Below are 26985 nucleotides of genomic sequence, written 5' to 3' on the forward strand. Positions count from 1 at the left end.
GGGGGCAGGGAAGGGAGCGCAGCGAGTGTCGACCAGCCGTGGCGCGTCAGTAGCCGACGGAGAAGGTGGCGTCCGCCCGGTCGGTGGCGGTGGCGATCGGGTCGATGCGCAGGACGTAGTCCGAGTGCCGGATGTAGCGGGTGGGGAAGTTGTGGGAGCGGAACGACGTCCACGCGGAGTCGGCCAGGCCGGCCTCCTTGTGGAAGGTGGCGTCCTGGGCGAACGTGCTGGTCCCGTCCCTGGCCTCCAGCCTCAGCTGGTAGTTGTAGTGCCGCAGGTAGCGCGTCGGTTGTGTCAGCGACTGGAAGGACACCCCGGAGCTGTCGGCGAGGCCGGGCACGATCTTCCACTGGGAGTCGGTGTACGGGTCGAAGGGGTAGGGGTCGATGCGGCCGACCGAGTCGGACTGCCTCACGTAACGGCCCGGGAAGTTGTACGACTTGATCCTGTTCCAGGCCGGGGCGCCCCACTGCGCGACCATGTTGTCGTACACGGTCGAGGTGATCGTGGTGATGCCGCAGTGTTTGGAGTTGAGCGGCTGGGTGTAGAGGCGCTGGTCGAGCGCGGTCCAGGTGCCCGCCGCGAGGTCGCTGCTCTGCCAGGCGTAGAAGACGCCGTTGGGGGTGTAGGTGTCGCCCCACAGGTACCAGGTCCCGGATGTCAGGGACTTGACCAGGGTCGGGGCTTCGGTGCCGCCGTGTGAGACGGCGGTGCTGAACGGGGTGAAGCTGCCGGGGTTCAGGGAGGTGGACCTGGCGCCGACGAGCGTTCCGTTCTTCTTGAAGTAGAGGTAGTTGACGCCGTTGACGCCGACGGCCATGTCGCCGTCGATGATGTCGTAGCCGGGGTCGAAGAAGACCTGGGGTGCGGAGGCGGTGACGAAGTCGGTCGTGTAGTTGACCATGATCACGTTGTGGCCGCTGCTGTTGACGGCGGAGTAGATGAGCGCGTACTGGCCGCGGCTCGCGTCCCAGAACGCCTCCGGCGCCCAGCTGTGGGTGTTCATGTCGTGCAGCTTCAGCCGGTGGTAGCCGGTGAAGGTGCGCAGGTCGGTGGAGTTCCAGACGTGGACGTACTGGCTGACGTAGTTCCAGTCGGTGCCCTTGAGGTCGGTGGCGNCCAGGTCTTCTTCGACCCCGGCTACGACGTCATCGACGGCCATGTCCCCGTCGATGACGTCGTAGCCGGGGTCGAAGAAGACCTGGGGTGCTGAGGCGGTGACGAAGTCGGTCGTGTAGTTGACCATGATCACGTTGTGGCCGCTGCTGTTGACGGCGGAGTAGATGAGCGCGTACTGGCCGCGGCTCGCGTCCCAGAACGCCTCCGGCGCCCAGCTGTGGGTGTTCATGTCGTGCAGCTTCAGCCGGTGGTAGCCGGTGAAGGTGCGCAGGTCGGTGGAGTTCCAGACGTGGACGTACTGGCTGACGTAGTTCCAGTCGGTGCCCTTGAGGTCGGTGGCGAGCACGACGAAGGTGCCGTCCTGCTTGCGCAGGATGAACGGGTCGCGCAGGCCGAGCGAGCCCTCGGTGGGGGTGACCACCGGGTTGTTCTGGTTCAGCGGCATCCACTGCAGACCGTCCCGGCTGACGGCCAGGTGCAGGCCGTAGTTGGCCTCGAGCATCGTCGTGGACTCGGTGAAGTAGGCCATGACGTATGCCGAGTCCGCGGCATGGGCGGCCCCCGCTCCGATGGTCACGTCGGCGATCGCGGCGGCCAGGGGGACGCCGGCGGCCATCCCGAGGAACCGCCGACGGGACGGCTGGAAGTCGGACCGGGAACTTGTGCTCATCTGCTCTCCAAGGCGACGTGCGGGCGGGCATGACACATCGACCGTCCGGTATATCGGACAAGGTTCGACTATTCGGTCAGAAGTTAGGGGTGAGGGAAGAGCGGGTCAATGGTTCTGTCGTTCGTCGTCGGATTTTGCGTGATCGGTCACGGCGGACCGCTCCGCCCGGACCGCGCCTTCGGTGCGGGCGGGAACGCCGCCATCCGTCGCCCGGAGTCTGCACGCGCTTCCGTCCGAGGCCGACCGGGCGTCCCGGAGGAAACCCGGTCGACCTGGTTCCCTCCTGGGAGAGATCCTTGCGCATGGAGTTCCTCTGCTACCACCGCGACCGGCCCGGCTCCCTGCCGCTGCGTGACGAGCTGCTGGAAGAGCACTGGTCCTATATGGACCGGTACGCGAAGGAGTTGATCGCCCGCGGCCCGACCTTCACCGACGACACACCCACCGGCAGCGTGCACATCGTCGACCTGCCCGATCCCGCCGCCGCCCGCGCGTTCGCCTTCGACGAGCCGAACTACCAGGTCGGCGTCTACCGTGACGTGCTGCTGCGACGCTGGCGCAACACGCTGGGACGCACCATGTGGGAGTTCCCCGGCGGCCGGACCGGCGGCAACCGGTATCTGGTGCTGGGCTTCGGCACGGGGGAGCCGGCCGACCTCGTGGTCCCGGCCGGCCGGGACGAGCTGATCGCCTACGGGCCGCTGCTGTCCGACGACGGCGCCACCTGGCTGGGCACGGCGGTGTTGCTCCGGGCGCCGGACCCGGAGAGGGCACGCGCCGTCCTGACCCGGGATCGGTACGCCGACATCGAGGTGCACGACTGGCAGTTCGGCGGGCGGCCTTCGTGAGCAGGACGCAGCGCCGCGGCCACGGACCGGTCGTGTCCGAGCACTGACCGCCGCTCCGGGGGATTCGCGGCGACCGCGGGCAACCGCGGTCGCCGCATGCGTCCCATGCCGGCGCCCGGCCCGCCCACCGGGCGTCCTGGGTCGAACGGAGAGGCCACCCCTGTACGACTGTCCGAGTGTGCGGACGGACATCGGGCTCACTCGGGTGGTCCGGGTGTGAAACCGGCGCGTGTCGGTGGCGGTCCGCGCTCTGGCGTTATAGCGTTGTGATCAGCAGTCGTGGTTCCGAAGTTCTGTTCGCCCGTGATCGCCGTCGCGGGCGTTCTTGCTGTTCAGCGCCTCTCCGGACCAGGGCGATCACCTCCCGGTCACGCAGGGTGCGTGCCCGGTTTCCCCTCGAAGGAGACAGTCATGGCCAAGGGCACTGTGAAGTGGTTCAACAGCGAGAAGGGCTTCGGCTTCATCGAGCAGGAGGGTGGCGGCCCCGACGTGTTCGCCCACTACTCCAACATCGCCAGCCAGGGATTCCGTGAGCTGCAGGAGGGCCAGAAGGTCGAGTTCGACGTGACCCAGGGCCAGAAGGGCCCGCAGGCGGAGAACATCCGCCCCGCCTGACGCCTCCCGCCTCGGTCCGGCCCGGCATCCCGACTCGGGACGCCGGGCCGGACCGTGTCCGGAGGTCCTCCAGCCGGCCCCGGAGGCGTCCCGGACTGCGGAGACCGACGTCAGCACGGCGTCTCCCGCGGCTACAACGCCCACGCGAACGCCCACGCGCGCGCCCGGCCCGAAGAAGACCGGCAGCCGCCCGTGCCGCAGCACGTCCTGTCAGCGCTATGAGCCAGGGCCACATCGTCCCGTGTCACAGCATCTCGAAGTCCTCGTACTCGAAGCCCGGGGCGACGATGCAGGACACCAGGACCGGCTGGTCACCGGCCGGCTGCGCGGTCTGCCAGACGCCGGCCGGCACGAGGAACTGCGGCTGCTGCCCGTACTCGACATCGGGTCCCACCGCAGCGACGGCCGCTTCCTGCGGAGCGGCTCCGCTGCCACCGAGTCGCAGGGTGAGTGGGCCGCCCCGGTGCCACAGCCACAGTTCGTCCGAACGCACCCGGTGCCAGCGGGACACCTCGCCGGGGTGGAGCAGGAAGTAGATGCCGGTCGCGAAGGGGCGTGGCCCTGCGTACCCGTCCGGAACCGCTGTCGGTCCGGTCCGCCATGTCTGCCGAAACCAGCCGCCCTCGACGTGCGGCTCCAGTCCCAGACGCGTCACCAGCTCGGAAATCTCACTCATGAGGACACATGCTGACGCATGCCCACCTCGTATGAGGCAACGTCCGGATCACCCCGGCTGCGTCGGTGCCGCACCGCGGGAGTGACTGCGCCGATGAGTTTCCGGCGGTCGTGCGGTCTACTCGTCAACGAAGGGAGCGCACCATGCGCAAGATCATTGTTTGCACGTTCCTGACACTGGACGGGGTCATGCAGGCGCCGGGCGGTCCGGACGAGGATGCCGAGAGCGGCTTCGAGCATGGCGGCTGGCAGAAGCCGGTGAGCGACGACGAGGTCGGCGCGGCCATCGCCGGTTGGTACGAGCATTCCGACGCGATGCTGCTCGGCCGCAAGACGTACGAGATCTTCGCGTCGTACTGGCCGACCGCCGATCCCGGCAATCCGTTCACCGAGCGGATGAACAGCATGGACAAGTACGTGGCGTCCCGGACCCTGACGTCCGTCGAGTGGCGGAACTCCACGCTGCTGGAGGGCGACGTCGTCGATGCCGTACGCGAGCTGAAGGCGTCCGACGGCGGCGACATCAACGTCGTGGGCAGCGGCGACCTGGCCCAGACCCTCATGCGGCACGGTCTCGTCGACGAGTTCCGGCTGACCGTCCATCCGGTGATCATCGGCAGCGGAAAGCGGCTGTTCGCCGACGGGGCGATCCCCACCGCGCTGGAGCCGGTCAGCGTCTCGACGACGAAGAGCGGCACCGTCGTCGGCGTCTACCGGCCGAACGGGAAGCCCGGCTACGACAGCTACTAGGGCGTTGAGTGCGCGTCACCGAACGGCCGGGGAAAGAGGAATTCCACGGATCCCTGTATCACCGAAACGGCAGATGACGTGGGAGCGGGCGTATTCGCACCGCTCCCCGTCGTCCGACACGGCGTCCCGGAGGTCCACGGGCGACGGGGGCGACGGGCGTCGGTGAAGGCGTCGCCCGTCGTCAGGACCGTCAGACGGCGATGATCTGCCACTGCTCCTCGGGCACGCGGTTGTAGGTGAACTGGTTGATGTTGGCGCCGTCGGCGGTCGAGCCTCCGTCGACGTTGAGGGACAGTCCGCTGAACCGGTTGGTGAGGTAGTAGTAGCCGTCGCCGGTCGGGGTGACCGCCCAGTGCTGCTGGGGGACGTTGCTGTCCCCGTAGAGGGCGACGTTCCCCCCGTCCGCCCGCGAGAGGCCGGCCACCTCCATCAGTTTGCCGCTGTTGATGTTCTTGATCTCGTAGTAGCCGTCTCCGGTGGAGGCGAAGGTCCACTTCTGGGCAGTGTTGTTCAGCCACGGCCACAGCTGGATGTTGGCGCCGTTGGCGGTGCCGAACTTGTAGACGTCGGCGACCTTGCCGCTCTTGCGGTTGACGATGCGGTAGACCGTGCCGTCGCCCGGGAGGACGTTCGACACCAGCGACGGCTTGGCCGTCCGGCCGCCGATCCTGACACCGCCCATGTTGGCGTAACCGCCGGTGGCCGCGTTCGCCTGGAGCCGTACGAAACCCACGTTATGGGCGGGCCATTCGGCGACCTTGGTGGTGCGGTCACCGGCCCAGGCGCCGGTGGCGACCTGGGTGAAGTTCGTACCGTCGGTGCTGGTGGAGATGGTGTAGGAGGTGATGTCGCCGTCGGTGGAGTCGCTGCGGTTCCACTGCTTGGGCAGGTACTCCAGGGTGGAGACGTTGCTCCACACCCCGCCCAGGTCGATCGTGATCGAGTGAGGCAGGGCCGAGGGCAGCCCCCACGTCGACCAGCAGGTCTCGTAGCCCTTGTCGCTGAGTCCGTCGATGGCGTTCAGCGGTCCCTCACCGGTGCGGAAGCCGGTGGCGTAGGCGCTGACGGGGGTGACGGGATGTTCGGCGCGGGGCATCTGGGCGGGCAGTCGCGGGCGGGAGGCGTTCGGGCTCCAGGCCGCCCCGACTTCGGCGAGCCGGTTGACGATGTTGGTGTCCAGCCTGCCGTCGCGGTTGGGCGGGCAGTTGAGGATGAACGAGGTGTACTTCGGTTCCAGGTCCGCCAGGTGCGACAGGATCGCCGCCTTGCTCAGGGGGTCGGTGGTCGGCGTGGTCGGATGCCAGAACCACCCGTTGCTGATCGTCTGCCCCTGCGTGGCGGCACAGGTGTTCCCGGCCGGCGCCGTGACGCCCAGCGGTTCCTCGAAGTAGATGGCGTCACCGAGGAAGGGCACCGACAGTCCGCCGTGGTCGATCATGACGATGTCCGGCTGGAGCGACTTCACGTGCTCGCGGATCCGCTGGTAGGAGACGGCCTGTTGGCCCATCTGCCACCCGTAGCCGTCGGTGACGAACAGGTCGATGGTGCCGTAGTTCGTGAGCAGTTCGGTGATCTGACCCAGGATGAAGGTCATGTCGCCGGGCTGGATGGCATCGGTGATATCGAGCCCGGCCACCTTGTGCCGGCTCTCCCACGCCTCGACGCCGAAGGTGCGGTCCCATATCGAGTAATAGAGCCCGACCTTCAGTCCCTTCGCGCGGAAGGCGTCGCAGTACGCCTTCACCACGTCCTGCTTGTAGGAGCTGTTCGCGACGTTCTGGGTGCCGTAGGCGCTCGGCCACAGGGCGAAGCCGTCATGATGCTTGGTCGTCAGGATGCCGTAACTCATCTTCGCCGCCGCGGCGGCGGCCGCCCACTGGGCACAGTCCACGGCCGTGGGGGCGAACAGGGCGGGGTTCTGGTTCGGGGTGGCCCACTCCTCGTCGGTGAACGTTCCCAGGTTGAAGTGGTTGAACATGCCGAACCGCATGTTCACCAGGTTTTCCAGGTTGGTCTGGGGGTCCGCGGCGGCCGCCTGCGCCAGCAAAGGCGACAAGGCGGGGATCACGGGCAGCGCGGTCGCCGCCACAGCGGCGCCCGCGGCGCTCAGCAGCGTGCGACGGGACAGTCTTTTTGACGACATGGGCTTGCTCCTACGTCCAGGGGATGGGGCGCCCGCATCCCCGGGAAACCGCTTCGTCCGTTCACGAGAGGGGAAACCGCCCGCGTCGAGGATGTGGACACGACACGAGGGCGTGCTTTTGTGGGGAACACACGAGTGGCGCGGTACTCCTGGGTGTTGGGTACCGGATGTTACGCATGAAGTTCGGCCATGCGACCCGCCCCTGTCAACGGGCGTGCAGGGATGAACTGCTGTCCCTGCGAAGTCCTTCTGTCCGTAAAGTTGGCTATGGTGTGATTTGCCCGGCGCCAGACATCGTATGTCTGGCGCCTTCGTCCCCGGGGTTGCTGCTTCCTCGTTTCGGTTCGGCGGGTGGGTGTGGGGGTCCGTGGTGGCGGCCCCGGAACATGCCGACGGGGTGGTGCTGTCGGAGGCATTCAGCCGCGCGTCGGCCGGGGCTCCCCGCCCCGCATCAACCATGGGTCGAGCTGCGTCATTCGGCTCGGACGTCGTCCAGGTGCACGACGCCCTTCGTCGCCGCGTCGCTCCCATGGACGAGGTACAGGCTGAACGCCGCCACCTTGGTGAGACGAGCGGTGTCGAGCACGGCTCCGGCGTGTTCGGTGTCCCAGGGAGCGGGCGTGAACTCGCTGAAGGGCGCCCGCAACTCCTGCCCGTCCGTGTCGGACAACGGGAACTGGTACCAGAAGTCGACTCCGTCGGCGGCGATCTGGAGCGCTCCGCCGTTCGCGGAACCGTCGCCCTGCAGCCACAGCGCGAGGGAGGTGAAGGCGGACCAGTCCGCGTCGACCGGCTTGCCCACGCCGGTGTACTCGGCGCCGGAGAAGTCGTACGCGTAGGCCAGCCCGTAGGAGCCCGAGGACTTGTGGTCGGCCGACAGGGTGAGGGTGTGGGAGTTGACATGGGTGTACGCCTCGTTCAGCGCGACGTCGTCTCCGGCGTATCCCTCGAAGTCGTCGACCCGACCGGCAGGCAGGGGGTCGGTCTTGCCGAGAAGGACCACGGCCGAGTCGGTGAGCATCCTGCCGTCCACCCGTGCGCTCACCGTGAGGGTCACCGAGCGGTTGTCCGGCGAGGCCTCGCAGACCGGCCAGTCGCCCGAGTAGAAGCCGTCCGCGTCGAGGCGCAGCGGTCTGGCGCGTCCGCCGTTCACGGAGTAGGTCACCCGGCCGGCCCTCGCCGGTGTGACACGCACCCGGACGGTGGTGTCGCGGGCCGTCACGCGCTGGCGGTCCGTGGGGGTGACCAGGTGCATGAGCGGGGCGTTGCTGACAGCGGTGGTGCGAGCGGAGTACACACCCCGGAGATCCGCGGCGAACAGGGTGTAGGGGTCCTGGTGGTACTTGACGAAGTCCGGCAGCAGGACGTGGCCCGGATAGGGCACGTAGGCGCGCTTGACGCCTCCGAAGTTGGCCCAGGTGAGCATGTAGGTCGCCTGACGGGCCAGCGGGTCCGCCTCGATGGCCTGCGACAGCCGGGTGAACCACTGCAGGTCGCGGACCTCGGTGCCGCCCTCTCCGAACTCGGTGAGGGCAGGGGCCTTGCCTCGCTCGTTCGCCAGCCGGGCCACCATCGCCAGGTCCGTCACGAGGCCGTCCAGCCAGGGGGTCGGCCCGGCGTTGTCGTCGTAGGAGTCGTAGCCGAGGATGTCGACGAAACGGTCACCCGGGTAGGTCCTCAGGTAGCCGGCCGGGTCGCCACCGAAACTCGAGTTGGGCGAGTAGGCGTACAGCAGATTGTGGACGCCTCTGGTGTCACGCAGGTACTCGACGGTGTAGCGGTACAGCTCGATGTACTCGCGCGAGGTGGTGTGGCCGGCGCCCCACCAGAACCAGCCCGCGTTGTTCTCGTGGTAGGGGCGGAAGACGACCGGGATCGCGGTGCCGTCAGGCCGCCGCGCGCCCTTGACCGCCTTCGCGACGCGGTCGAGGAAGGCCTTGAAGTCCGCGTGCTTGGCGCCTCCGGGAAGGATCTGGCTGACCACACGGCCCGTTGTGTCGTAGAAGTCCTTGCCGGTGACGAAGTTCGGCATGTGGGCGCTGAGGGTGTTGATCCCGCCGCGTGCGTCCCCCTGCCGGATGCACCGGCTGAGTGCGGCTATGTTCCCGGCTTCGGTTCCGCCCTCGACGCCGGGGCGTTCGGCTCCGTCGAGGATGAGGGTGTCCCAGCCGAACACAGCGGGGTGGTCGCCCACTGCCGCCCTGGTGTCGGACGCCTTGCCGTCGGGCGTGGTGAAGGTGAAGCCGTAGGTGAGGTCATGCTGGTGACCGAACATGATGCCTTTGCCCTGCTGCCGCCGCAGGTACGCGAACAGCGCGCGGGTGGCCGGGGTCGCCCTGTCGTCGACGATCCGTACCGGTGTCGGCATGCCTGCGGGCGCCGGGGAGGCCGCTGCCGCGGCCGCCGGATTCCAGGTCCCGGCTGCCATGGCGACCGTGGCGCCGATGAGGATGAACGCGCGACGCTTCATGGAGGGGTCGGACATGTACGTCTCCTTCGACGTGACGGACTTTCGCAAGGGGAAGCGCGGGGCGGAACAGGGCCGAGGAGACGGCACGACCTGCGAGCCTTCGGGCACCGGTTGCCACAGCTCTGAACGCCCGGGGGCTGTCGGTCACTTGTGGGGCCTTCTGTGACGCTGCCGGCGGCAGGGCGGCGTCGAAGGACGGGGGTCCCGGCCGCCGGGGGACGCGCAACTCACGACGCGCGTGTGCTTCAAGTGACGCTATTTGACTAGAGTTTCAAGGAAAGAGAAAGGGGTTGCGCTGAGGTTGGATCTGCCTCGGCCGAGCATCGCCTCAGGCGTCGCCTCTCGGCTCCCGGACCGCGTCGGCCACGCTGACCACGTCGTCCACGACGTCGGTCAACGGCTTGGAAGCATCGATGAGCGTCGCGCCATGGCCCTCGTAGATCGCTCGCATCAGAGGATTCCACTTCAGGGCCGCTGCGAGTTCCTCGGGATGACGACCGAACGCGTTCGTGGTCCGGGTCGCGAGCCGGTGGCGGAGGGTGTCCTCGTCGATCACCAGGCAGACGATGAGGTCGAAGAGATCGCGGACGTCCGCCTCGTTCTCCGCCGACCCGCACAGGAACGCGATCCGGGACCGGGACTCCTCGACGAGCGATGTGACGCGTTCGCGGACGATCGCCCACCCGTATCGATCGAGCCAGCCCCTGGGAACCGGATACGGAGGATCCGTCACGACCTCGTTCGTGGCCCGGTCGATCCAGTGACTGAAGCCGTCCTCGTCCGCATCGAGCGCGACGTGACCAGCTCGCGCAACGCGCCGCGGACGGTGGACTTACCGGTCCCTGAATTGCCCGTCACCCACACCAAGGCCACGCCGCCAGCATAGACATGACCACCCCGGTCCATCGACGCCGGCGCCGCGATCCGGCAAGGCGCGGATTCGTGCCGCCGCCGCTCCCACGGCCTGCCCGCCGTGCCGGGCCACCAGCGCCTTCCTGCGCGGCGATCGAAAAGCAATCGCCGGTCCCCTGCTGCTCGTGGGCCGACCCCGGCCGTGCTGCAGCCCGGTATCCGGTCCGGTTCCACATGCGGTGGGGAGGGGATGGAGTGATTCTCGAAGGAGGGAAGCAGCGTGTCCGGCACGTCGGCGGCTTCCGGACCGGGTTCGCCGTCGGGCTCGTACACCTTCATCCACGTCGCATCCCGCGTCGCAACGGGACGGAGGCCGCCGCCATGCAACCGGTCGTCACTGTGGGCCTCGACGGCTCAACCGAAAGTCTCGCCGCCGCTCGGTGGGCCGCCGACGAGGCCGACAAGCGCAGGCTCACGCTGCGTCTGCTGCATGCGTGGCCCCTGCTGTTGCCGGAGCCCGCGCACGCCACGTCCGAGGTCGACCAGAACTACTGGGCGAAGCGCCTTGTGCACACGGCGCAGGCCGAGGCGCAGGCCCGGCACCCGGGTCTGACCGTCGTCGGGAGTCTTGTGGCCGATGACGCGCACGTCGCTCTGCTCAAGGCGGCGTCGGAGTCGGAGATGACCGTGCTCGGCTCCCACGGGATGGGGACCGTCGAGAGCTACTTCATGGGCGAGGTCAGCATGCCGGTCGTGGCGCACGCCCCGTGCCCGGTGGTGCTCGTTCGCGCCGCGGCGCGGGACGGGGGAACGGATGCCGCACCCCCCGGTCCTGTGGTCGTGGCCCTCAAGTTGAACGGTTCCTGTGACGGTCTGCTTGATTTCGCGTTCCATTCCGCGGCGGCCAGGGACGTTCCGCTGGTCGTGACGCACGGTCGAAGTGTGCCCTTCCACGCGCGTGTGCCCTGGGGTGTGGATCACCAGGTGACCGAGGAGATGACGCGGGCGGCGCAGCACGAGATGAGCATGGTGCTCAATCCCTGGCGTGAGAAGTATCCGCAGGTGGAGGTGGCGGAGGACCTTCGTCTCGTAAGTCCCGCCAAGGCCGGGGTCCAGGCCTCCGCGGGCGCCGGGCTGCTGGTCGTGGGCCGACGGGCGCCCCGGCACGGTGGGGCGCCCCACCTCGGACCGGTCGCCCACGCCGCCATCCACCACGGGCGCTGCCCCGTCGCCGTCGTCCCGCATGACTGAGCCCGGACACCAGGGCTGACGTCCCACCGCCCGGAGTGCGCGAGACCCATGCCGCCGTCGTGCTCTTCACCGGGGATCGCGGCGCACTGTGGCCACCGCACGAAGAGGCGCCCCGGGGCAGGGGGAGGGGGCTCAGACGACGTCGAGTACCTCGGCCACGGGGCGGCGCGGTGTGCCGGGGCCCGCGGGTCCGTATCCGAGCCGGAGCACCATCTGGACGAACCCCATGGCCGACTGCGGGTCGCGCACGCTCCACCGGAGCTCCGGCCATTCGAGGGCCTGCGAGGTGAGGGACGTGGCCAGTCCGTCGAGGGTGGCCTGGAGCAGGACGCGTTCCATGGCCTGGCCCGCCAGGATCCAGTCCCTGGGCCTGTCGCGCACGGTGCCCAGCAGGGCGAGCTGGGGAGCGTTCTCGAACGCGGCTGCCTCCCGGCCCGGAACGACGCTCCTGCCCGCGTAGTCGCGCACGGGCGCCCTGCCGTAGAGCTTGCGCGGCCCGAAGGCGTACGCGGGCACCCCGTCGCTCGCCGCGCCCGCGCTCTCCGGGCCGATGCGGGTCCAGCGCCTCAGCTCCTCGGTTGCCGCGGCGTCCGTGGCATCGCGCCCCTCCGCGTCGTGCACCAGGTTCAGCAGCATCTGCACATGCCATTCATCGGGGAAGAGGAGCCGCACCCCCTCCAGCAGCGCGGCGGCGCTCAGGGCGTCCTTGATGGCCTGGGGTATCGCCTCGTCGGTGAACGGCTCGCGGCTGGTGTGGCGGCGACGGATCGCCGGATACAGCGGGGCGAGATCCTCCTCGACGCCGTCTCCCGTGAGCGCCGGTCCGGTCGGGCGGACCACCGCGAGCAGTCGAGGTTCCGCCGGATCGGGCAGCAACCGGGTGCTCGCCGCCCAGCCGGCGTGGGCAATGGCGACCCGCAGGTTGAACAGCGCGGCGGCGCACCCCAGGTGCAGGCCGCGAGTGGTGGGGTCGGCCTGCGGCATGGCGCGATCGAGATCCGAGTACACCTGGATCGCGCTGTCTTCGCGCAGGAACCGGAATCTCCACGGCTGCGCGTTGTGCATGGACGGAGCCGCGGCGGCGTCCTCGACCAACGCTGTCACGGTCGTCGTCCCGAGTGCGCCCACGGACATCGCACCCGCCTCCCTTCGAGGCCACCGATCCTCATGGAAGGGCGATTCCCGTCTCCTCCACTGTCCCACGGCCGCCCCCTGGCGGCCCCGGCGACTTCGCGGCGGGGGCGGCAACGGGTCATGACGGCAGGTGAGGGTCGTCGGGCTCGCCGCCTCCCATGTCGAGACGGAACGGCGGATAGACGTCCGTCATCAGGGTGACGTAGGCCGCGACGCGCAGTACCCATCGGTTCAGGCCTGTGACCAGGTCGAACAGGTCGCGCGGGTACTTTTCCGTGAAGGCGAGGACGACGGCGGCGATCAGGGTGAGCACGTCCACGAGTCCGCCCGTCCACCAGCCGAGGTGCCAGCCTCCGACGAAGAAGCCGATGACGATGTACTGCGGGATGGCCAGCAGCCACCACTTCACCAGGACCAGGCCCCGTGAGAGACGCTCGGGATACGCGATGTCCAGGCGTGCGGGGTAGTCCGGTTCCTCCCCCAGAGTGAAGGGCGGGTAGCGGTCGGTGGCCAGAGCGGCGTACGAGTAGTAGGCGACTCGCCAACTCCAGCGCAGTACACCCAGGTTGAAGTCGAAGAGGGGGCGTGGGTAACGCTCGGTGAACAGGATGGCGAAGAAGGCGATCACGGTGACGACGCCGAAGGCGATCCAGAGGAAGAACAGCAGCAGGCAGTGCGGAATGATCAGGATCCACTTCACCAGCCACAGCCAACGGGAGAGCGGGGCGTCGAGCCGGGCGGTGACCCGGACCGGTCTGTCGGGCTTGGCGACCGCAGGGCTCATGGCGATCAACTCCGCTTCGGTGCTCAGGTGGCCGGCCCGGTGCCTGTGACACGACGTCCTCACGCGGCAGGTCCGCCTCGGAGGCGGCGCCCGCGAGCGCTCGCCGTCGGCGACCGGTCCGGCGGGGATGGCTTCCGTCTCCCCGTGTCGCGTACGTTCCTCCTTCCACTCTCCGCCGGGTTCACGAGAGCCGCATGTGCCGAGCGGCCTCCACCGGCTCGCCGATGCGACGGAGCAGCCGTCAGGCACTCGGACGCCTGGGGGCCGGTGCAGCGTTTCGCCGCACTGTGGCGCCCGCTGAACGTCACCAGCAGTGTGGTGCGAGCGTGCTCACCCGCGAGTCGCGTGGCGTGGCGGGGCCCGGCGGCGGGGGCGACGCTGGAGGAGGGGTGCGACGGCGCGGAGATCTCCTGGAGGTGTCATGGCTGGTGCGGACGGGCGCAGGCCGATCGTCGTGGGCGTGGATCCCGATGCCTCGAAGCGACTCGCACTCGCCTGGGCGGCCGACGAAGCGGACCGACGGGGTCTACCGCTGCGGCTCGTGCATGCCCAGGGCGTGCCGACCCGCGGTTATCGGTCGCGGGAGGTGCGGCCCTCCTGGGAGGAGTGGAACCAGGCGCTGCACGGGGCGGGCGACCAGATCCTCGAGGAGGCGGTCACGTTCGTCGAGTCCCGGCGACCGGAGGTGGAACTGTCGACGCTGCTGGCGGAGGGAGAGCCGGCGTGGGTCCTGCGCGAGGAGGCGCGCGGTGCCTCCATGGTCGTGGTGGGCTCCTGGCACCTGAGCAGACGGCGTGAACTGCTCGCCTCCGCCGCCGTGGCCCTGCCCCTCGTGGCCCACGCCCCCTGCCCGGTGGCGGTCGTCCCGGAACCGGAGCACGTCACCCAGGAGCCGGCGTACTTCGTCGTCGGCGTCGACGGCAGCCCGCACTCGGCGGCCGCGGTGGATCTGGCGTTCGAGGAGGCGGCCCTGCGGGGGGCGGTCCTCCGCGCCCTGTACGTGTGGCAGCCTCCGCTCCTCGGCATCGTGGACGAGGACGCGGCGGTGCAGGAGGCCCGCCGCGTGCTGTCCGAGACGGTCGCGGGCCGTACCGCGACACACCCGGAAGTGGAGCTGCATCACGAAGTCCTTCTGGGGCACCCGGTGCACGTCCTCACGGAAGCCTCGGAGCACGCCCTCGGCCTGGTCGTGGGAACACGGGGGCACGGCGGATTCACGGACATGTTCCTGGGCTCGGTGAGCCAGGGGGCACTGCACCACGCACGCTGCCCCGTCATCACGGTTCCGGTGTGAGCCGTCGAACGAACCGGCCCTTCGTCGCGGACGAGGCCGTCCGGGCCCGAGGGAACAGGCCTCCGCCTCCGCCCTCCTCGCCGAGCTGCCGCGCGGGACCGGGACGGAGGCAGGACGGCCGGCTCGGCTGCGGCGCCGGTGCGGGCGGGGAGGGGGGGGTGGGTCCGTTCGGAAGCCTGTCGACCGAGCCCATGACGAACGCCTCGAAGTCCTCCGCGACCAAGGTGATCGCGAAGTCGTCCGCCCGCAGTCTTCCGGGGCGGTGGCGTTGATTCCGCCGTGTGCGCGTCGGGCCTGCTTCCGGCAGTCCCGGCGCCGGAGCGGAATGCGCCGCGGGCGCGGTCGGACGACGGCCGCAGGCAGGGTTACTTGCTGACGGCGAAACGCATCAGGGCGTGTTCGTCACCCTGCTTGATCTTGCCCGTGATGTTGATCACTTCGAGTTTCCAACTGCCCCCGACGCGGACGGCCTTGGCCACCGCGCAGCCGTTGTCCTGGGTCAGCAGACTCGGCCAGATGTCGGCGACCTGCTGCGAGCTGCCTCCGGTCGCGTCGTAGACCTTGAAGCTGATGTTGCGCGCCTTCTGGAAGGAGCTGCCCTTCTTGTACGCCGCGGCGACGAACACGATCGACGTGATCTGGGGCGGTATCCGGGCGAACTCGACGGTCACCGTCTCGTCGTCACCGTCGCCGTGCCCCGTCTGGTTGTCGCCGCTGTGCACGAGCGAGCCGTTGCCCATCGGGTCGAGCGAGTCGAGACCCGCGAGGCGCACCGGGTCGCCGCCCTGCATGGCCACGGCGATCAGGTCGAGGTCGGTGCCGGACTTGCGGCGCAGTTTGCCCAACACCCCGCCGCTGCTGCCGGCGGTGGGATCCCAGGAGACCCCGAAGGTCAGGCGGGTCACTCCGTCCAGGTCGGCGGGGCCGTCTTCTTTGGTGAGGGTGATCATGTGTGGCTCATCCTTTGCGCGAAGGGACTACAACACGCAGAGTGTGCCCAATGCCTTTCTGGTTCCCGCCTCACCCCCCGGGATCGGACCGGGCGGGCCCGAGGGTGATCATGCGCGGGGCCGGGGGCCGGGGAGACCGGGGCGCGTGCGATGGCGGCGGGGGAGACGCCGCCCACCATCGCCTGCACGTCACCCGCGCCGCGCCGCGGTGCGTGCCGTCGGGGCGCCCGGTCGGCAGGGCCGCGAGAGAGGCGGAGTGAAATGTCCGTCTCGCTGCGCGTCCGGGTCCGGGATCCTATGCTGACAGCGAGAGTGGGACGATCTGGGGGGTTGCCTGATGCAGGCAGCAGGCAAGGCATTGAAGTCGGGGGCCAAGCGGCTCCTGGGGCGTGCCGGGTTCGACATCGTGCGCAGCAGCAACAACCGGGGCGGCGTCGACGACTTCCTCCCGTTCGAGGCCACGATGCGGGCCGCACGGGCGGCCGGTCTGTCGGTCGGCGACCACATCGACCAGGTGATGAACGGGACGCCGGGCGCCACCCAGTCGACCATCGACGAGCTGCGCGCCCTCGGCGTCTTCGCCGGACGACCGACCTCGGTGCTGGAGATCGGGCCCGGGTCCGGACGCTACCTGGAGAAGACGCTGAAGGAGTGTTCACCGGAACGCTACGAGATCTACGAGACGGCTGCGCCCTGGGCCGACTACCTGGTGGAGACGTTCGGCGTGGTCGCCCGGCCGACCGCGGGAAGCAGTCTGGCCCCCACGCCCGACGCCAGCATCGATCTCGTCCAGGCGCACAAGGTCTTCAACACCGTGACCTTCCTCTGCGCCTCCCGGTACTTCCTCGAGATGGCACGTGTCACGCGACCCGGGGGTCGCATCGTCTTCGACGTGATGACGGAGACCTGCCTCGACCCGGACGCGGTGCGCACCTGGGCGACACAGGGCGGCGAGGGGCACGGCTCCTACCCGGCCGCGCTGCCTCGCCGGACGTGCGTGGACCTCTTCGCGACCCTCGGTTGCACCCTGGAGGCCAGCTTCGTGGCGCCCATGGGCGTCGCCACGACGGAGGTGCTCGTCTTCGGAAAGGCGGCTTGATCCGGAGCGGGCCTCCGCCTGCCGGTCGACGGGACGGTGGACCAACGGCCTTGCCCGGGGCCTGTGACGACGAGGGGCGCGGCGTCCCCGCACCCACGACGACGCCGAGCAGGGCGTTCGGCGGGCCTGGCAGGTCTTCTTCGCTCCGGATCCCTCCGTCGAAGTCGAAGACCGGGTTGCCGCCTTGGAAGGCCGCCCCGGCAAACGCTGACGGCCGAGGGCGAGCTATGCACCGCCGGTGTCATCGCGCAGGGAGTGAATCATCCTGCGCAGGATCAGGAAGGCGCCTGACTGCTCGCTCTCGGTCATTCCGGCCAGCATTCTGACCTCGACGGACCGCACCGCCGCGGACGCCTTCTCCAGACTCCGCCGGCCGCGAGGCGTGAGCCGCGCGGGAAGGGCCTTCCCGACAGGCGCCTGTGCGGGCCTGGTCACGTAGCCCTCTCGTTCCAGGTTCTGGAGCAGCACGTTCATCGACTGCCGTGTCACGAAGGCGCCACGCGCGAGCTCGGAGTTCGACAAGCCCGGCCGTTGAGCCAGGAGCTCGAGGCAGGAGTAGTGCGTCACGCTCATCCCCAGTGGCCGCAGCACCTCCTCCATGGCCGTGCGCAGGGCGCTCGAAGCCTCTTTCAGCAGGTAGCCCAGTGATGTGTCCAGGTCGATGCCGGCACCGTTTTGACTCATGTCAGGATTCTGACATACCTTGCCTGTGTCAGGAATCTGACACGAAGCGAAGGAGCATCATCATGCCCACCACCGGCCCCGACTTCATCTCGCTCCAGGTGCGCGACCTCGACGCTTCGCAGGCGTTCTACGAGCAGTACCTCGGCCTCGTCCGCTCGCCCGCCGGACCGCCGCACGCCGTCGTCTTCGAGACGAAGCCGATCGCGTTCGCACTCCGCGACGTCGTTCCCGGCACCGATCTCGCATCCGTCGCCCAGCCCGGCATCGGTGTCGCCGTCTGGCTCCACGCCACCGATGTCCAGGCCGCCCACGACGCCCTCGTCGCCGACGGTCACACCATCGTCTCCACGCCGATCGACGGCCCCTTCGGCCGGACCTTCACCTTCGCCGACCCCGACGGCTACCACGTCACGCTCCACGACCGCGCCTGACGAGCCGAACGCCGCCGACGATCACCATTCCCCCCGAAGGCCGCCGATCGAGAGGCCGATCAGATCCACGCCTTCGGCGATCACGACGAAGACGCTCACCGCACTGATCTCGCAATGATCAAGTGGCGCTTCGCCGTACCCAAAGGGCCGTACGCACCGCCCGTTCCCGTCTGGCTGCCCCCGGCCGACTAGGGCGCTGCTCGCTCGCCGGTGCGACGGCCACCGTCGTCGCGACCGCTGCCGACGCGGGCACCGGAGCTGTCACGCGGTCCCGACGGCTCCGGTCCCCGTCACCTGGTCCGGTGCTCGCCCGCTTCCGGTTGCTCCAACTGGGAGGCGAGGACCGCGGCCTGGACCCTGCGCTGCACACCGAGCTTCGCCAGCAGACGGGAGATGTGGTTCTTGACGGTCTTCTCGGACAGGTAGAGCTTCTTGCCGATCTCACGGTTGGTCAGGCCGTCGCCGATCAACGCCAGGATGTCCCTCTCGCGCGGTGACAGGCCCGCCAGCTCGGACGGCACGGCCGGGCTGTCCGCGGGGTCGGCCCGCAGCGAGCGCATCAGGCGGGCCGTGGTCGAGGGATCCAGCATCGACTGGCCGGCGGCGACGGTGCGGACCGCGGAGACGAGGTCGGATCCCTTGATCTGCTTGAGGACGTAACCCGAGGCGCCGGCCATGATCGCGTCGAGCAGGGCCTCTTCGTCGTCGAACGAGGTCAGCATCAGACAGGCCAGTTCCGGCATCTGGCTGCGCAGTTCCCGGCAGACCGAGATGCCGTCGCCGTCGGGCAGCCGCACGTCGAGGACGGCGACGTCGGGGCGGAGTGCGGGGCCCCGGACCAGCGCTTGGTCGTGGGTGCCCGCATCGCCGATCACGCAGATGTCCGGCTCGGCGTCGAGGAGGTCGGCCAGGCCGCGACGGACGACCTCGTGGTCGTCCAGCAGAAACACCCGGATCGGGTCCTGCTCGGTGAAAGTGCGTGGCTCTGGCATCGCGTCCCCTTGCTTCCCCTGAAGGGACAGGTTGCGGGTTCTCCTTCATGTCGATCATCACTCGCCCGGGCCGCCCGCACCAGGGGCCGACCGGCCCTACCTCGAAGGGAGGACCGGTCCGGGTTTGACCACCCTCGCGCGGGCCATGGTCCGGGCGGCCCGGGCGGGCGTGGCGTCCGGGGCCGGCTCAGACGGTGCTGCCGGCGCCGTAAGGGGCGTACAGGTCCAGCAGGCGCGTCCTGGTCGAGCGGAGTCGGTGGGCGAGTACCCGGCCGACCCACTGGCTGACGTCGTGGCCCAGCGCCGGGTCTTCCCGGCACATGAACCGGACGGCCGTGGCGTCGAACTCGTAGGCCCGCACGGGTGTGGTCGCCTCGGCGCCCATGTGCCACACGTGCGGGGGGAAGAGCCAGGACCAGCCGACCAGTTCGTTGTGTCCGAGGTTCTCGACGACGGCCGCCCGGCGGCCGGGGACGCGCGTGTCGAGTTCGATCCTGCCGGTGCGGATGATCCAGAAGCGGTCCGCGCGTCCGCCCTCTTCGAAGAGGCGCGTTCCCGGAGGGAAGGACACCTCGTGGGCGATCCGCATGAGCCGCTCGCGGTGATCGGCGGACAGCGAGCGCAGTATGCCGGCGGTGGGGCACGTGTTCATGGCCTGTCTCCCTCGAGGGGTCCCGACTTCCACTGCCACCCTGCGCCCCGGCGTCGAGCGGGGCCATGGGCCACCTGGCCCACACCGGTTCCCGGGGCGGCCCCGATCGCGAGCGTCCGCCCTCGCTCCGAGGCCCAGGGGGCGCCGGCCTACTGACGGCCCAGCCACGCCCGGTACGAGGCCACGGCCGTCGGGAGGGTCGGGAAGATCAGCTCCTCGCCGACCGAAGCGGTCAGGCCGTACGCGGTCAGGTCGGCCCACAGGTCCTGCTTCACCCGGGCGAGGGCGAACACGACGCCGCGGTGCACGAGTTCGCGGCGCAGCTCGTCGACCGCGTCGAGGGCGGTGATGTCCACCTCGACATTGGCCTCGGTGTTGAGGACGAACCAGCGCACCGGGTCGCTCTGCTCGTCGACGGCGGCCAGCGCACGCCTGCGGAAGTTCTCCGCGTTGGCGAAGAACAGCGGCGAGTCGTAGCGGTAGATCAGCAGACCGGGGATCGTCCGGGCGGTGGGATAGTCGTGGACGTCGTGCATTCCGGCCATGCCGGGGACGAGTCCCTCGACGGCGTCGTGCGGGCGGGCCACCCGGGTGAGCAGCTCGGCCACGGACAGCCCGACGGCGACGATCACTCCGTACAGAATGTCCAGGGTGAGCACCCCGGCGAGGCACCCGAGCGCCAGGAGCAGTTCACGGCGCCGGAAGGACGCCAGCCGGCGGAAGCCCGCGAGGTCGATCATCCGGACCGCGGCGTAGACGACGAGTGCGCCGAGCACGGCGGACGGCGTGCGGGCCAGCAGGGGGCTGAGGAACAGCAGCACACCGAGTACGACGGCGCCTGCGACCAGTGAGTACGCCTGGCTGTGGGCGCCCGACGAGGAGGCCAGCGCGGTGCGGCTGGCACTGCTGCTCACCGGGAAGCCGTGCAGCGCCCCGGCGCCGATGTTGGCCGCGCCCAGGGCGAGAAACTCCTGGTCGGCGTCGAGCTCGGGGCCGTCGTCGTCGTGGTCGGCGAAGGCCCGCGCCGTGAGGATGAAGTCGGTGTAGGCCACCAGGAGCACGCCCAGTGCGGGCAGCACGAGACGCGGCACCTCGCTCAGGTCCGGCAGGGCGAGAGCCGGCAGACCGGCCGGGATCTCGCCGATCACCTTGAGCCCGTAGCGGCCGTCGAGGTCGAAGGCCGCCACGGCGGCCGTGCCGAGGACGACGGCCGCCAGCGGACCGGGCACGAACCTGAGGTAGCGGGCCGGGCCGAACAGGAACACCAGGGCCGCCGCGGAGAAGAGGACGGTGGGGAGGTGCGCGTCCCCCACATGGGTGACGAAGGACCACAGCTGCGGGAAGAACTCCGAGCCGGTCGTCCGCACCCCGGTGAGTTTCGGCAGCTGGTCCACGATCATGATCAGGGCCACGCCCGCCAGATAGCCGATGAGTACCGGGCGGGAGAGCAGGTCCGCCAGAAAACCCAGGCGCACGGCCCGGGCGACCAGGCACAGCAGTCCGACCGTGACCGCCAGGGCCGCTGCCAGCGCGGCGTAGCGCCTGGGGTCTCCGGCGGCGAGCGGCGCGACCACCGTGGCCGTCATGAGGGCGGTGGTGGATTCGGGGCCGACCGACAGCAGACGGGAGGAGCCGAACAGGGCGTAGAGCGCGAGCGCCGGGAGGATCGCCCACAGGCCGGCCGCCGGGGGCAGCCCCGCCACCCCCGCGTAGGCCATGACCTGCGGCACCAGGTACGCGGCCACGGTCACCCCGGCGAGCAGATCACCCGGGAGCCACGCACGCCGGTAACCGAGCAGGGTGACGAGCCCGGGCGCAAGCCGGCGCCATGGCGAGACGCGCGGGGCCGAACTCCTGGACATCTGCCGCCTTCCGTCGTCTGCCCTCATGATCCACCGCTGTGTGACCGGGTGCGAGGCCGCTGGCCGCGACCGGCGCGTCCGCGGCGGGATCCGAGCCCAACGGCCCGCGCACACAGGGCCGTTCGGCCCTCTCAGCGCGGACCATCGGCATCCGGCGCCGACACGGGTGAAGGACGAGGGTCGGTCACGTCCGGCGATGACGCGACCGACCCGTCTCCGCCGCCGAGCCGGGCAGGGGCCGTTGGTCCGGAATCCGGGACCAGTGGCCCCTGCCCGCAGAACCGCCCGAGAACGACGCTGGAATCGGATCCCTCGCCCCAGGAGGTGGAGATCATGCTCCGCACCATCACCGTAGGTCTCGACGGCTCGCAGGAAAGCCGGGCCGCCGCGGAATGGGCGGCCCGCGAAGCGAATCTGCGCGGCCTGCCGTTGAAGATCGTCCACGTCCGGGAGCCGGTTCCGGAGCCGATGGCGCAGGCGCCGCTTCTCGGTGCGCAGACCCACCGGCACGGGACCGAGCGGGTTCCCCGGGAAGCCGCGGAGGGCCTCAGGCTGCGCCACCCCGGCGTCGAGGTGCGCACCGAGCAGGTGTCCGGCCGTCCGGCCGAGGCCCTGGCCGAGGCGGCGGACAGCGCCGAACTGCTCGTCCTCGGCTCACGCGGTCTCGGCGGGCTCGGCGGGTTCATGGTCGGCTCGGTCGGCCTGTCCGTCATCGCACACGCGGACCGTCCCGTCGTGCTGGTGCGGGCGCTGGAGGTGGCCGCCGACGAGCACGAGCCGGACCCGGTCGGCGTCCCCTCCGCCGCGACGCCCTTCCTGCCCGTGGTCCTCGGGCTCGATGTCGAGCACCCGGACGAGACGCTGATCGAGTTCGCCTTCGACACCGCCGGGCGCCGGGCGACGCTCCTGCGGATCGTCCACGGCTGGAACCCGCCGCCGTACTACGCCTACGGCACGCCCGTCGATCCCGCGCTGCACGAGGCACTGGCCGACGCCGCCGCCGAGGCCCTCGCCGAGGCGGTGCGGCCCTGGCGGCGCAAGTTCCCGGACGTGGAGGTCGCCGAGGCGTCCCGCTACGGCAGCGCGGCCGTCCACGTCGTGGAGGCCGCACGCGAGGCCTCCCTCGTGGTCGTGGGCCGGCGGATCCGCCGCAGCGCCCTGGGCGCCCACATCGGTCACGTCACGCACGCCGTCCTGCACCACAGCGCCGCCCCCGTCGCCGTCGTCCCCCACGGCTGACCCGCCCCCGGTCGCTCCCGAACACGCGCGAGGAGAAGAGAGCCATGAAAGCAGCGGTCGTACGAGCGTTCGGCGAGCCCCTGGTCATCGAGGAGCGCCCCGACCCGCAGCCCGGCCCCGGACAGGTCCGCGTCCGGGTGGAGGCGTCGGGGCTGTGCCACACCGACATCCACGCGGCGCACGGAGACTGGCCGGTCAAGCCGAACCCGCCGTTCGTCCCGGGACACGAGGGCGTCGGGCTGGTGGAGGCGCTCGGCGAAGGCGTGACCCACCTGTCCGCCGGGCAGCGGGTCGCCGTTCCCTGGCTCGGCCGGGCGTGCGGACGGTGCGAGCACTGCCTGTCCGGCTGGGAGACCCTGTGCGAGCAGCAGATCAACACCGGATACGGCTGCGACGGCGCACACGCCGAGAAGATGCTCGCCTGGGCCGACTTCGCGCAGCCGGTGCCCGACGGCATCACCGCCCTGGAGGCCGCCCCGCTGACCTGCGCGGGCGTCACGACGTACAAGGCGCTGAAGGTCGCGGGCGTCCGTCCCGCCCAGCTCGTCGCGATCTCCGGAGTCGGCGGCCTCGGCCATCTGGCCGTGCAGTACGCGAAGATCGCCGGCGCGACCGTGGCCGCGATCGACGTCACCGACGACAAGCTCCGGCTGGCCACGGAACTCGGTGCGGACATCGTCATCGACGCCCGCACGGAGGACGTCGGCGCGGTGCTCAAGCGGCACGGCGGCGCGCACGCCGCCATCGCGCTCGCGGTGAACGACGCGGCCTTCGAGGCCGTCAACGCCGGACTGCGGCGCGGCGGCAGGCTCGTCATGGTGGCCCTGCCCGCACACGGCACGGTCCGCGTGCCCGTCTTCGACACCGTGCTGAACGGCACCTCGGTGATCGGTTCGATCGTCGGCACCCGGCAGGACCTCGCCGAGGTCTTCCGACTGCACGCCACGGGCCGCACCGAGGTCGTCTACGAGGCCCGTCCCCTCGCCTCCGTCAACGACTCCATCGACGAGGTGCTGCGCGGCGAGGTCAAGGCCCGCATCGTGTTCGACCTCGGCGCGGGACGGTGAGGACCATGGACCTGCCGATCGTCGTGGGCGTGGACGGCTCGGAACCTAGCCTGCGGGCCGCCGACTGGGCCGCCGACGAGGCCGCCCTGCGCGGGGCCCCGCTGCGGCTGGTGTACGCCTCCCTCTGGGAGCGCTACGAGGGCGAGTCCCTCGCGGAGGACATCGGCAAGCCGCCCGAGCAGGTGCGGGCCGAGGACATCGTGCGGGTGGCCGCGGAACGCGCCCGGCTGCGGCAGGCCGGCGTCGACATCTCCACCGACGTGCTGCCGGAGGAGCCCGAGTACGCGCTCGTCCGTGAGGGACGCGGCGCCTGCGCGCTGGTGCTCGGCACCCGCGGTCGCAGCGGCCTGGCGGAGATGCTGCTCGGCTCGGTGAGCCTGACCGTGGCCGCGCACGCCGACTGCCCGGTGATCGTGGTGCGTCCCGGCAACGACAACCAGGTCCGTGCAGGTGCACACGGCCGCGTGGTCGTGGGCGTCGGGGAGCAGGGCGCGGACTCCGCGGCGCTGCGCTTCGCCGTCCGGGAGGCGAGGCTGCGCCATGCGAGCCTGGACGCCGTACGGGCCTGGCGGTGCCCCGCGCACGAGAGCACCGACCATCCCCTGCTCGCCGGCGAGCCCGCGCGGCTGCACGAACAGCACGCTGTCGAGGTCCTGGACAGGGCGTTGAAGGAGACGCCCGCAGACATGGACCTTCACCGGCTGACGGTCGAGGGCCCGGCCCGCAGGGTCCTGCTGAACGCCTCGCACGAGGCCGACCTGCTGGTGGTCGGCGCCCGCCGCAAGCAGGGACACCCGGGGCTCCAGCTGGGGCGTGTGGCCCACGCGGTCCTGCACCACCCGGCCTGCGCCGTCGCCGTCGTACCCGAGCCGGCGTGAGTTCCGCCTTCACGACGGCCGCCTCCGTCCAAGACCGCCCGACGATCCCACGCCGACGACACCCGGAGACCACCATGGCCACGGTCCGACACCAGGACGCCACCGCACTGACCGACGACGAGATGCGCACCCTGGACGCCCACTGGCGGGCCGCCAACTACCTGGCCGCCGGACAGATCTACCTGATGGCCAACCCCCTGCTGACCGAGCCCCTGAGGCCCGAGCACATCAAGCCCCGGCTGCTCGGCCACTGGGGCACCTCGCCCGGCCTCAACCTCGTGTACACCCACCTCAACCGGGTGATCAAGGCGCGGGGGCTCGACGCCCTGTGCGTCTGGGGCCCGGGCCACGGAGGCCCGTCCGTCCTGGCCAACTCCTGGCTGGAGGGCAGCTACAGCGAGACCTACCCGGACGTGCCGCGGGACGGCGCGGGCATGGCCCGGCTCTTCCGGCAGTTCTCCTTCCCGGGCGGAGTGCCCAGCCACGTCGCCCCGGAGACACCCGGTTCCGTCCACGAGGGCGGAGAGCTCGGCTACTCCCTGGCCCATGCCTACGGCGCCGCCTTCGACAATCCCGACCTGCTGGTCGCCTGCGTGATCGGCGACGGCGAGGCGGAGACCGGACCGCTGGCCGCGGCCTGGCACTCGAACAAGTTCCTCGACCCCCTGCATGACGGAGCGGTGCTGCCGATCCTGCACCTCAACGGGTACAAGATCGCCAACCCGACGGTGCTCTCCCGTCTCCCGGAATCCGAACTCGACGAGCTTCTGCGCGGCTACGGTCACGAGCCCCTGCACGTGACCGGCGACGATCCGGCCCAGGTGCACCGTGCCATGGCGGCGGCGATGGACGACGCCCTGGACCGGATCGCCGTGATGCAGCGGAGCGCACGCGAGGACGGCGTCACCGAGCGCGTGCACTGGCCCATGATCGTGCTGCGCACGCCGAAGGGCTGGACCGGCCCCGCCGAGGTGGACGGCGTCCCCGTCGAGGGCACCTGGCGCGCGCACCAGGTCCCCCTGGCCGGGGTCAGGGAGAACCCCGAGCACCTCCGCCAACTGGAGACGTGGCTGCGCTCCTACCGGCCCCAGGAGCTCTTCGGCACCGACGGACGGCCCGTCGCCGACGTCCTCGCCTGTGTCCCCGGCGGCGCCAAGCGGCTCGGCGCCACCCCGCACGCCAACGGCGGCCTGCTCGTCCGCGACCTGCCCCTGCCGGCGCTCGACGAGTTCGCCGTGCCCGTCGACAAGCCGGGCACCACCCTGCACGAGCCCACCCGGGTTCTCGGCGACCTCCTCGCCCGGGTGATGAAGGACACCGGCGGCCGCCGCGACTTCCGGCTGGTCGGACCCGACGAGACCGCATCCAACCGGCTCCAGGCCGTCTTCGACGTCAGCGGAAAGGCGTGGCAGGCCGAACACCTGCCGGTCGACGAGCACCTCGAACACCATGGCCGGGTGATGGAGATCCTCTCCGAACACACCTGCCAGGGCTGGCTGGAGGGCTATCTGCTGACCGGCCGGCACGGACTGTTCTCCTGCTACGAGGCGTTCGTCCACATCGTCGACTCGATGGTCAACCAGCACATCAAGTGGCTGAAGACATCGAGGGAGTTGGCCTGGCGTGCGCCCATCGCCTCCCTCAACTATCTCCTCACCTCCCACGTATGGCGCCAGGACCACAACGGCTTCTCCCACCAGGACCCCGGCTTCGTCGACCACGTCCTCAACAAGAGCCCGGACGTCGTACGCGTCTACCTGCCGCCGGACGCCAACACCCTGCTGTCGGTGGCCGACCACGTCCTGCGCAGTCGTGACTACGTCAACGTCGTCGTCGCCGGCAAGCAGCCGTGCTTCGACTGGCTGTCCATGGACGACGCCCGCGCGCACTGCGCCCGCGGCGCCGGGACCTGGGAGTGGGCCGGGACGGACCACGGCGGTGAACCCGACGTGGTCCTGGCCTGCGCCGGTGACGTGCCCACCCAGGAGGTGCTCGCCGCCGCCCAACTGCTGCGCCGACACCTGCCGGACCTCGCCGTCCGCGTGGTCAACGTCGTCGACATGACCCGGCTGCTGCCGCGTGAGGAACACCCGCATGGCATGAGCGACTTCGAGTACGACGGCCTGTTCACCACCGACAAGCCGGTGATCTTCGCGTACCACGGCTACCCCTGGCTCATCCACCGCCTCGCCTACCGCCGCACCGGCCACCGCAACCTGCACGTACGCGGCTACAAGGAGTCCGGCACGACGACGACGCCGTTCGACATGGTCGTCCGCAACGACCTCGACCGCTACCGCCTCGTCATGGACGTCGTCGACCGCGTCCCCGGCCTCGCGGTGCGGGCCGCCGCCGTACGCCAGCAGATGGCCGACGCACGCACCCGGCACCAGGCCTGGATCCGCGAGCACGGCACCGACCTGCCCGAGGTCGCCGACTGGACCTGGAACGACTGACCGCCCCGCACTCCGGAAGGAACCCACGCCAAGAACCCACGCCAAGACATACGGCTGGTGCCGCCGACGT

23 protein-coding genes and 1 pseudogene are annotated in these 26985 nt (G+C 70.3%); 11 read left to right on the forward strand and 13 right to left on the reverse strand.

The annotated features are described in order from the left end of the window. Nucleotides 1-46: 46 nt before the first annotated feature. Together BG482_RS10470 and BG482_RS45090 are read right to left on the reverse strand one after the other, a co-directional pair. A partial coding sequence (locus tag BG482_RS10470; protein WP_141746564.1) for a glycoside hydrolase family 43 protein occupies nucleotides 47-1118 on the reverse strand: 1072 nt, incomplete at its 5' end. A gap of 1 nt (nucleotide 1119) precedes the next feature. After that, nucleotides 1120-1789, reverse strand: a pseudogene (locus tag BG482_RS45090) (alpha-L-arabinofuranosidase); the annotation flags it as partial. 302 nt (nucleotides 1790-2091) lie between these two features. Between BG482_RS45090 and BG482_RS10480 the strand changes: the two are divergent. Next, entirely contained in the window at nucleotides 2092-2637 is a 546-nt protein-coding gene (locus BG482_RS10480) for a YciI family protein (RefSeq protein WP_069768672.1), read from the forward strand. 411 nt (nucleotides 2638-3048) lie between these two features. Continuing rightward, on the forward strand, nucleotides 3049-3252 hold the full coding sequence (locus tag BG482_RS10485; protein ID WP_069768673.1) for a cold-shock protein: 204 nt from the start codon (nucleotides 3049-3051) through the stop codon (nucleotides 3250-3252). A gap of 244 nt (nucleotides 3253-3496) precedes the next feature. Here BG482_RS10485 and BG482_RS10490 read toward each other — a convergent pair whose 3' ends face one another. Next, on the reverse strand, nucleotides 3497-3928 hold the full coding sequence (locus BG482_RS10490; protein ID WP_069768674.1) for a cupin domain-containing protein: 432 nt from the start codon (nucleotides 3926-3928) through the stop codon (nucleotides 3497-3499). Nucleotides 3929-4071: 143 nt separating this feature from the next. Between BG482_RS10490 and BG482_RS10495 the strand changes: the two genes are divergently transcribed. After that, on the forward strand, nucleotides 4072-4677 hold the full coding sequence (locus tag BG482_RS10495; protein ID WP_069768675.1) for a dihydrofolate reductase family protein: 606 nt from the start codon (nucleotides 4072-4074) through the stop codon (nucleotides 4675-4677). Between the two features lie 190 nt (nucleotides 4678-4867). Here the strand turns inward: BG482_RS10495 and BG482_RS10500 are convergent, their stop codons facing one another. The 3 genes from BG482_RS10500 to BG482_RS10510 all read right to left on the reverse strand — a co-directional run bounded on the left by BG482_RS10500 (nucleotide 4868) and on the right by BG482_RS10510 (nucleotide 10023). Next, complete coding sequence (locus tag BG482_RS10500) at nucleotides 4868-6820, reverse strand: RICIN domain-containing protein (protein ID WP_256096325.1); 1953 nt, start codon at nucleotides 6818-6820, stop codon at nucleotides 4868-4870. A 472-nt stretch (nucleotides 6821-7292) separates the two neighbouring features. After that, nucleotides 7293-9305 carry a glycosyl hydrolase gene (locus BG482_RS10505; protein WP_069768676.1) on the reverse strand — a complete coding sequence of 671 codons (2013 nt, stop codon included), beginning with the start codon at nucleotides 9303-9305 and terminating at the stop codon, nucleotides 7293-7295. Nucleotides 9306-9618: 313 nt separating this feature from the next. Next, complete coding sequence (locus BG482_RS10510; RefSeq protein ID WP_069768677.1) at nucleotides 9619-10023, reverse strand: hypothetical protein; 405 nt, start codon at nucleotides 10021-10023, stop codon at nucleotides 9619-9621. A 500-nt stretch (nucleotides 10024-10523) separates the two neighbouring features. Between BG482_RS10510 and BG482_RS10515 the strand changes: the two genes are divergently transcribed. Next, entirely contained in the window at nucleotides 10524-11393 is an 870-nt protein-coding gene (locus tag BG482_RS10515; RefSeq protein WP_069768798.1) for a universal stress protein, read from the forward strand. A gap of 132 nt (nucleotides 11394-11525) precedes the next feature. Here the strand turns inward: BG482_RS10515 and BG482_RS10520 are convergent, their stop codons facing one another. Then, nucleotides 11526-12527, reverse strand: a complete 1002-nt coding sequence (locus tag BG482_RS10520) for a nitroreductase family protein (protein WP_069768678.1) — start codon at nucleotides 12525-12527, stop codon at nucleotides 11526-11528. Nucleotides 12528-12645: 118 nt separating this feature from the next. Then, the gene (locus BG482_RS10525; protein WP_069768679.1) at nucleotides 12646-13311 is read right to left on the reverse strand and encodes a DUF4389 domain-containing protein; all 666 of its coding nucleotides are present in this window, start codon (nucleotides 13309-13311) and stop codon (nucleotides 12646-12648) included. A 421-nt stretch (nucleotides 13312-13732) separates the two neighbouring features. On the opposite strand from BG482_RS10525, the gene BG482_RS10530 reads away from it, so the two are divergent. Continuing rightward, on the forward strand, nucleotides 13733-14605 hold the full coding sequence (locus BG482_RS10530; RefSeq protein WP_069768680.1) for a universal stress protein: 873 nt from the start codon (nucleotides 13733-13735) through the stop codon (nucleotides 14603-14605). A 365-nt stretch (nucleotides 14606-14970) separates the two neighbouring features. Here BG482_RS10530 and BG482_RS10535 read toward each other — a convergent pair whose 3' ends face one another. Beyond that, nucleotides 14971-15555, reverse strand: coding sequence for a TerD family protein (locus BG482_RS10535; protein ID WP_069768681.1), 585 nt, complete (start codon nucleotides 15553-15555; stop codon nucleotides 14971-14973). A gap of 337 nt (nucleotides 15556-15892) precedes the next feature. On the opposite strand from BG482_RS10535, the gene BG482_RS10540 reads away from it, so the two are divergent. Continuing rightward, nucleotides 15893-16654 (forward strand): methyltransferase domain-containing protein, encoded by a 762-nt coding sequence (locus BG482_RS10540; protein WP_069768682.1) that lies wholly within the window; start codon nucleotides 15893-15895, stop codon nucleotides 16652-16654. Between the two features lie 225 nt (nucleotides 16655-16879). On the opposite strand, the gene BG482_RS10545 is transcribed toward BG482_RS10540, so the two are convergent. Beyond that, nucleotides 16880-17338 (reverse strand): MarR family winged helix-turn-helix transcriptional regulator, encoded by a 459-nt coding sequence (locus tag BG482_RS10545; protein ID WP_069768683.1) that lies wholly within the window; start codon nucleotides 17336-17338, stop codon nucleotides 16880-16882. A gap of 62 nt (nucleotides 17339-17400) precedes the next feature. On the opposite strand from BG482_RS10545, the gene BG482_RS10550 reads away from it, so the two are divergent. After that, complete coding sequence (locus BG482_RS10550; RefSeq protein WP_069768684.1) at nucleotides 17401-17769, forward strand: VOC family protein; 369 nt, start codon at nucleotides 17401-17403, stop codon at nucleotides 17767-17769. A gap of 290 nt (nucleotides 17770-18059) precedes the next feature. Here the strand turns inward: BG482_RS10550 and BG482_RS10555 are convergent, their stop codons facing one another. The 3 genes from BG482_RS10555 to BG482_RS10565 form a co-directional block, all read right to left on the reverse strand. Then, nucleotides 18060-18761: a response regulator transcription factor gene (locus BG482_RS10555; protein ID WP_069768685.1), complete on the reverse strand. Its 702-nt coding sequence runs from the start codon at nucleotides 18759-18761 to the stop codon at nucleotides 18060-18062. A gap of 187 nt (nucleotides 18762-18948) precedes the next feature. After that, a complete protein-coding gene (locus BG482_RS10560; RefSeq protein ID WP_069768686.1) occupies nucleotides 18949-19413 on the reverse strand; it encodes a cyclic nucleotide-binding domain-containing protein in 465 nt (154 codons plus the stop codon). A 149-nt stretch (nucleotides 19414-19562) separates the two neighbouring features. Then, nucleotides 19563-21275, reverse strand: a complete 1713-nt coding sequence (locus BG482_RS10565) for a SulP family inorganic anion transporter (protein ID WP_069768687.1) — start codon at nucleotides 21273-21275, stop codon at nucleotides 19563-19565. 333 nt (nucleotides 21276-21608) lie between these two features. Here BG482_RS10565 and BG482_RS10570 point away from each other — a divergent pair, with 333 nt between their 5' ends. The 4 genes from BG482_RS10570 to BG482_RS10585 all read left to right on the forward strand — a co-directional run bounded on the left by BG482_RS10570 (nucleotide 21609) and on the right by BG482_RS10585 (nucleotide 26915). Further along, nucleotides 21609-22514 carry a universal stress protein gene (locus BG482_RS10570; RefSeq protein WP_069768799.1) on the forward strand — a complete coding sequence of 302 codons (906 nt, stop codon included), beginning with the start codon at nucleotides 21609-21611 and terminating at the stop codon, nucleotides 22512-22514. A 44-nt stretch (nucleotides 22515-22558) separates the two neighbouring features. Next, entirely contained in the window at nucleotides 22559-23581 is a 1023-nt protein-coding gene (locus BG482_RS10575) for a zinc-dependent alcohol dehydrogenase (RefSeq protein WP_069768688.1), read from the forward strand. 5 nt (nucleotides 23582-23586) lie between these two features. Then, complete coding sequence (locus BG482_RS10580) at nucleotides 23587-24459, forward strand: universal stress protein (protein WP_069768689.1); 873 nt, start codon at nucleotides 23587-23589, stop codon at nucleotides 24457-24459. 74 nt (nucleotides 24460-24533) lie between these two features. Next, on the forward strand, nucleotides 24534-26915 hold the full coding sequence (locus tag BG482_RS10585; RefSeq protein ID WP_069768690.1) for a phosphoketolase: 2382 nt from the start codon (nucleotides 24534-24536) through the stop codon (nucleotides 26913-26915). The last annotated feature ends 70 nt before the right edge of the window (nucleotides 26916-26985 follow it).

This window comes from Streptomyces sp. LUP30 (assembly GCF_001746365.1).
Taxonomy (GTDB): domain Bacteria; phylum Actinomycetota; class Actinomycetes; order Streptomycetales; family Streptomycetaceae; genus Streptomyces.

Excerpts from the sequence above, each read along its gene's own strand:
- BG482_RS10480 (WP_069768672.1), top strand. The coding sequence starts at position 2,092 with ATGGAGTTCCTCTGCTACCACCGCGACCGGCCCGGCTCCCTGCCGCTG.
- BG482_RS10485 (WP_069768673.1), top strand. The coding sequence starts at position 3,049 with ATGGCCAAGGGCACTGTGAAGTGGTTCAACAGCGAGAAGGGCTTCGGC.
- BG482_RS10490 (WP_069768674.1), bottom strand. The coding sequence starts at position 3,928 with ATGAGTGAGATTTCCGAGCTGGTGACGCGTCTGGGACTGGAGCCGCAC.
- BG482_RS10495 (WP_069768675.1), top strand. The coding sequence starts at position 4,072 with ATGCGCAAGATCATTGTTTGCACGTTCCTGACACTGGACGGGGTCATG.
- BG482_RS10500 (WP_256096325.1), bottom strand. The coding sequence starts at position 6,820 with ATGTCGTCAAAAAGACTGTCCCGTCGCACGCTGCTGAGCGCCGCGGGC.
- BG482_RS10505 (WP_069768676.1), bottom strand. The coding sequence starts at position 9,305 with ATGTCCGACCCCTCCATGAAGCGTCGCGCGTTCATCCTCATCGGCGCC.
- BG482_RS10515 (WP_069768798.1), top strand. The coding sequence starts at position 10,524 with ATGCAACCGGTCGTCACTGTGGGCCTCGACGGCTCAACCGAAAGTCTC.
- BG482_RS10520 (WP_069768678.1), bottom strand. The coding sequence starts at position 12,527 with ATGTCCGTGGGCGCACTCGGGACGACGACCGTGACAGCGTTGGTCGAG.
- BG482_RS10525 (WP_069768679.1), bottom strand. The coding sequence starts at position 13,311 with ATGAGCCCTGCGGTCGCCAAGCCCGACAGACCGGTCCGGGTCACCGCC.
- BG482_RS10530 (WP_069768680.1), top strand. The coding sequence starts at position 13,733 with ATGGCTGGTGCGGACGGGCGCAGGCCGATCGTCGTGGGCGTGGATCCC.
- BG482_RS10535 (WP_069768681.1), bottom strand. The coding sequence starts at position 15,555 with ATGATCACCCTCACCAAAGAAGACGGCCCCGCCGACCTGGACGGAGTG.
- BG482_RS10540 (WP_069768682.1), top strand. The coding sequence starts at position 15,893 with ATGCAGGCAGCAGGCAAGGCATTGAAGTCGGGGGCCAAGCGGCTCCTG.
- BG482_RS10545 (WP_069768683.1), bottom strand. The coding sequence starts at position 17,338 with ATGAGTCAAAACGGTGCCGGCATCGACCTGGACACATCACTGGGCTAC.
- BG482_RS10550 (WP_069768684.1), top strand. The coding sequence starts at position 17,401 with ATGCCCACCACCGGCCCCGACTTCATCTCGCTCCAGGTGCGCGACCTC.
- BG482_RS10555 (WP_069768685.1), bottom strand. The coding sequence starts at position 18,761 with ATGCCAGAGCCACGCACTTTCACCGAGCAGGACCCGATCCGGGTGTTT.
- BG482_RS10560 (WP_069768686.1), bottom strand. The coding sequence starts at position 19,413 with ATGAACACGTGCCCCACCGCCGGCATACTGCGCTCGCTGTCCGCCGAT.
- BG482_RS10565 (WP_069768687.1), bottom strand. The coding sequence starts at position 21,275 with ATGTCCAGGAGTTCGGCCCCGCGCGTCTCGCCATGGCGCCGGCTTGCG.
- BG482_RS10570 (WP_069768799.1), top strand. The coding sequence starts at position 21,609 with ATGCTCCGCACCATCACCGTAGGTCTCGACGGCTCGCAGGAAAGCCGG.
- BG482_RS10575 (WP_069768688.1), top strand. The coding sequence starts at position 22,559 with ATGAAAGCAGCGGTCGTACGAGCGTTCGGCGAGCCCCTGGTCATCGAG.
- BG482_RS10580 (WP_069768689.1), top strand. The coding sequence starts at position 23,587 with ATGGACCTGCCGATCGTCGTGGGCGTGGACGGCTCGGAACCTAGCCTG.
- BG482_RS10585 (WP_069768690.1), top strand. The coding sequence starts at position 24,534 with ATGGCCACGGTCCGACACCAGGACGCCACCGCACTGACCGACGACGAG.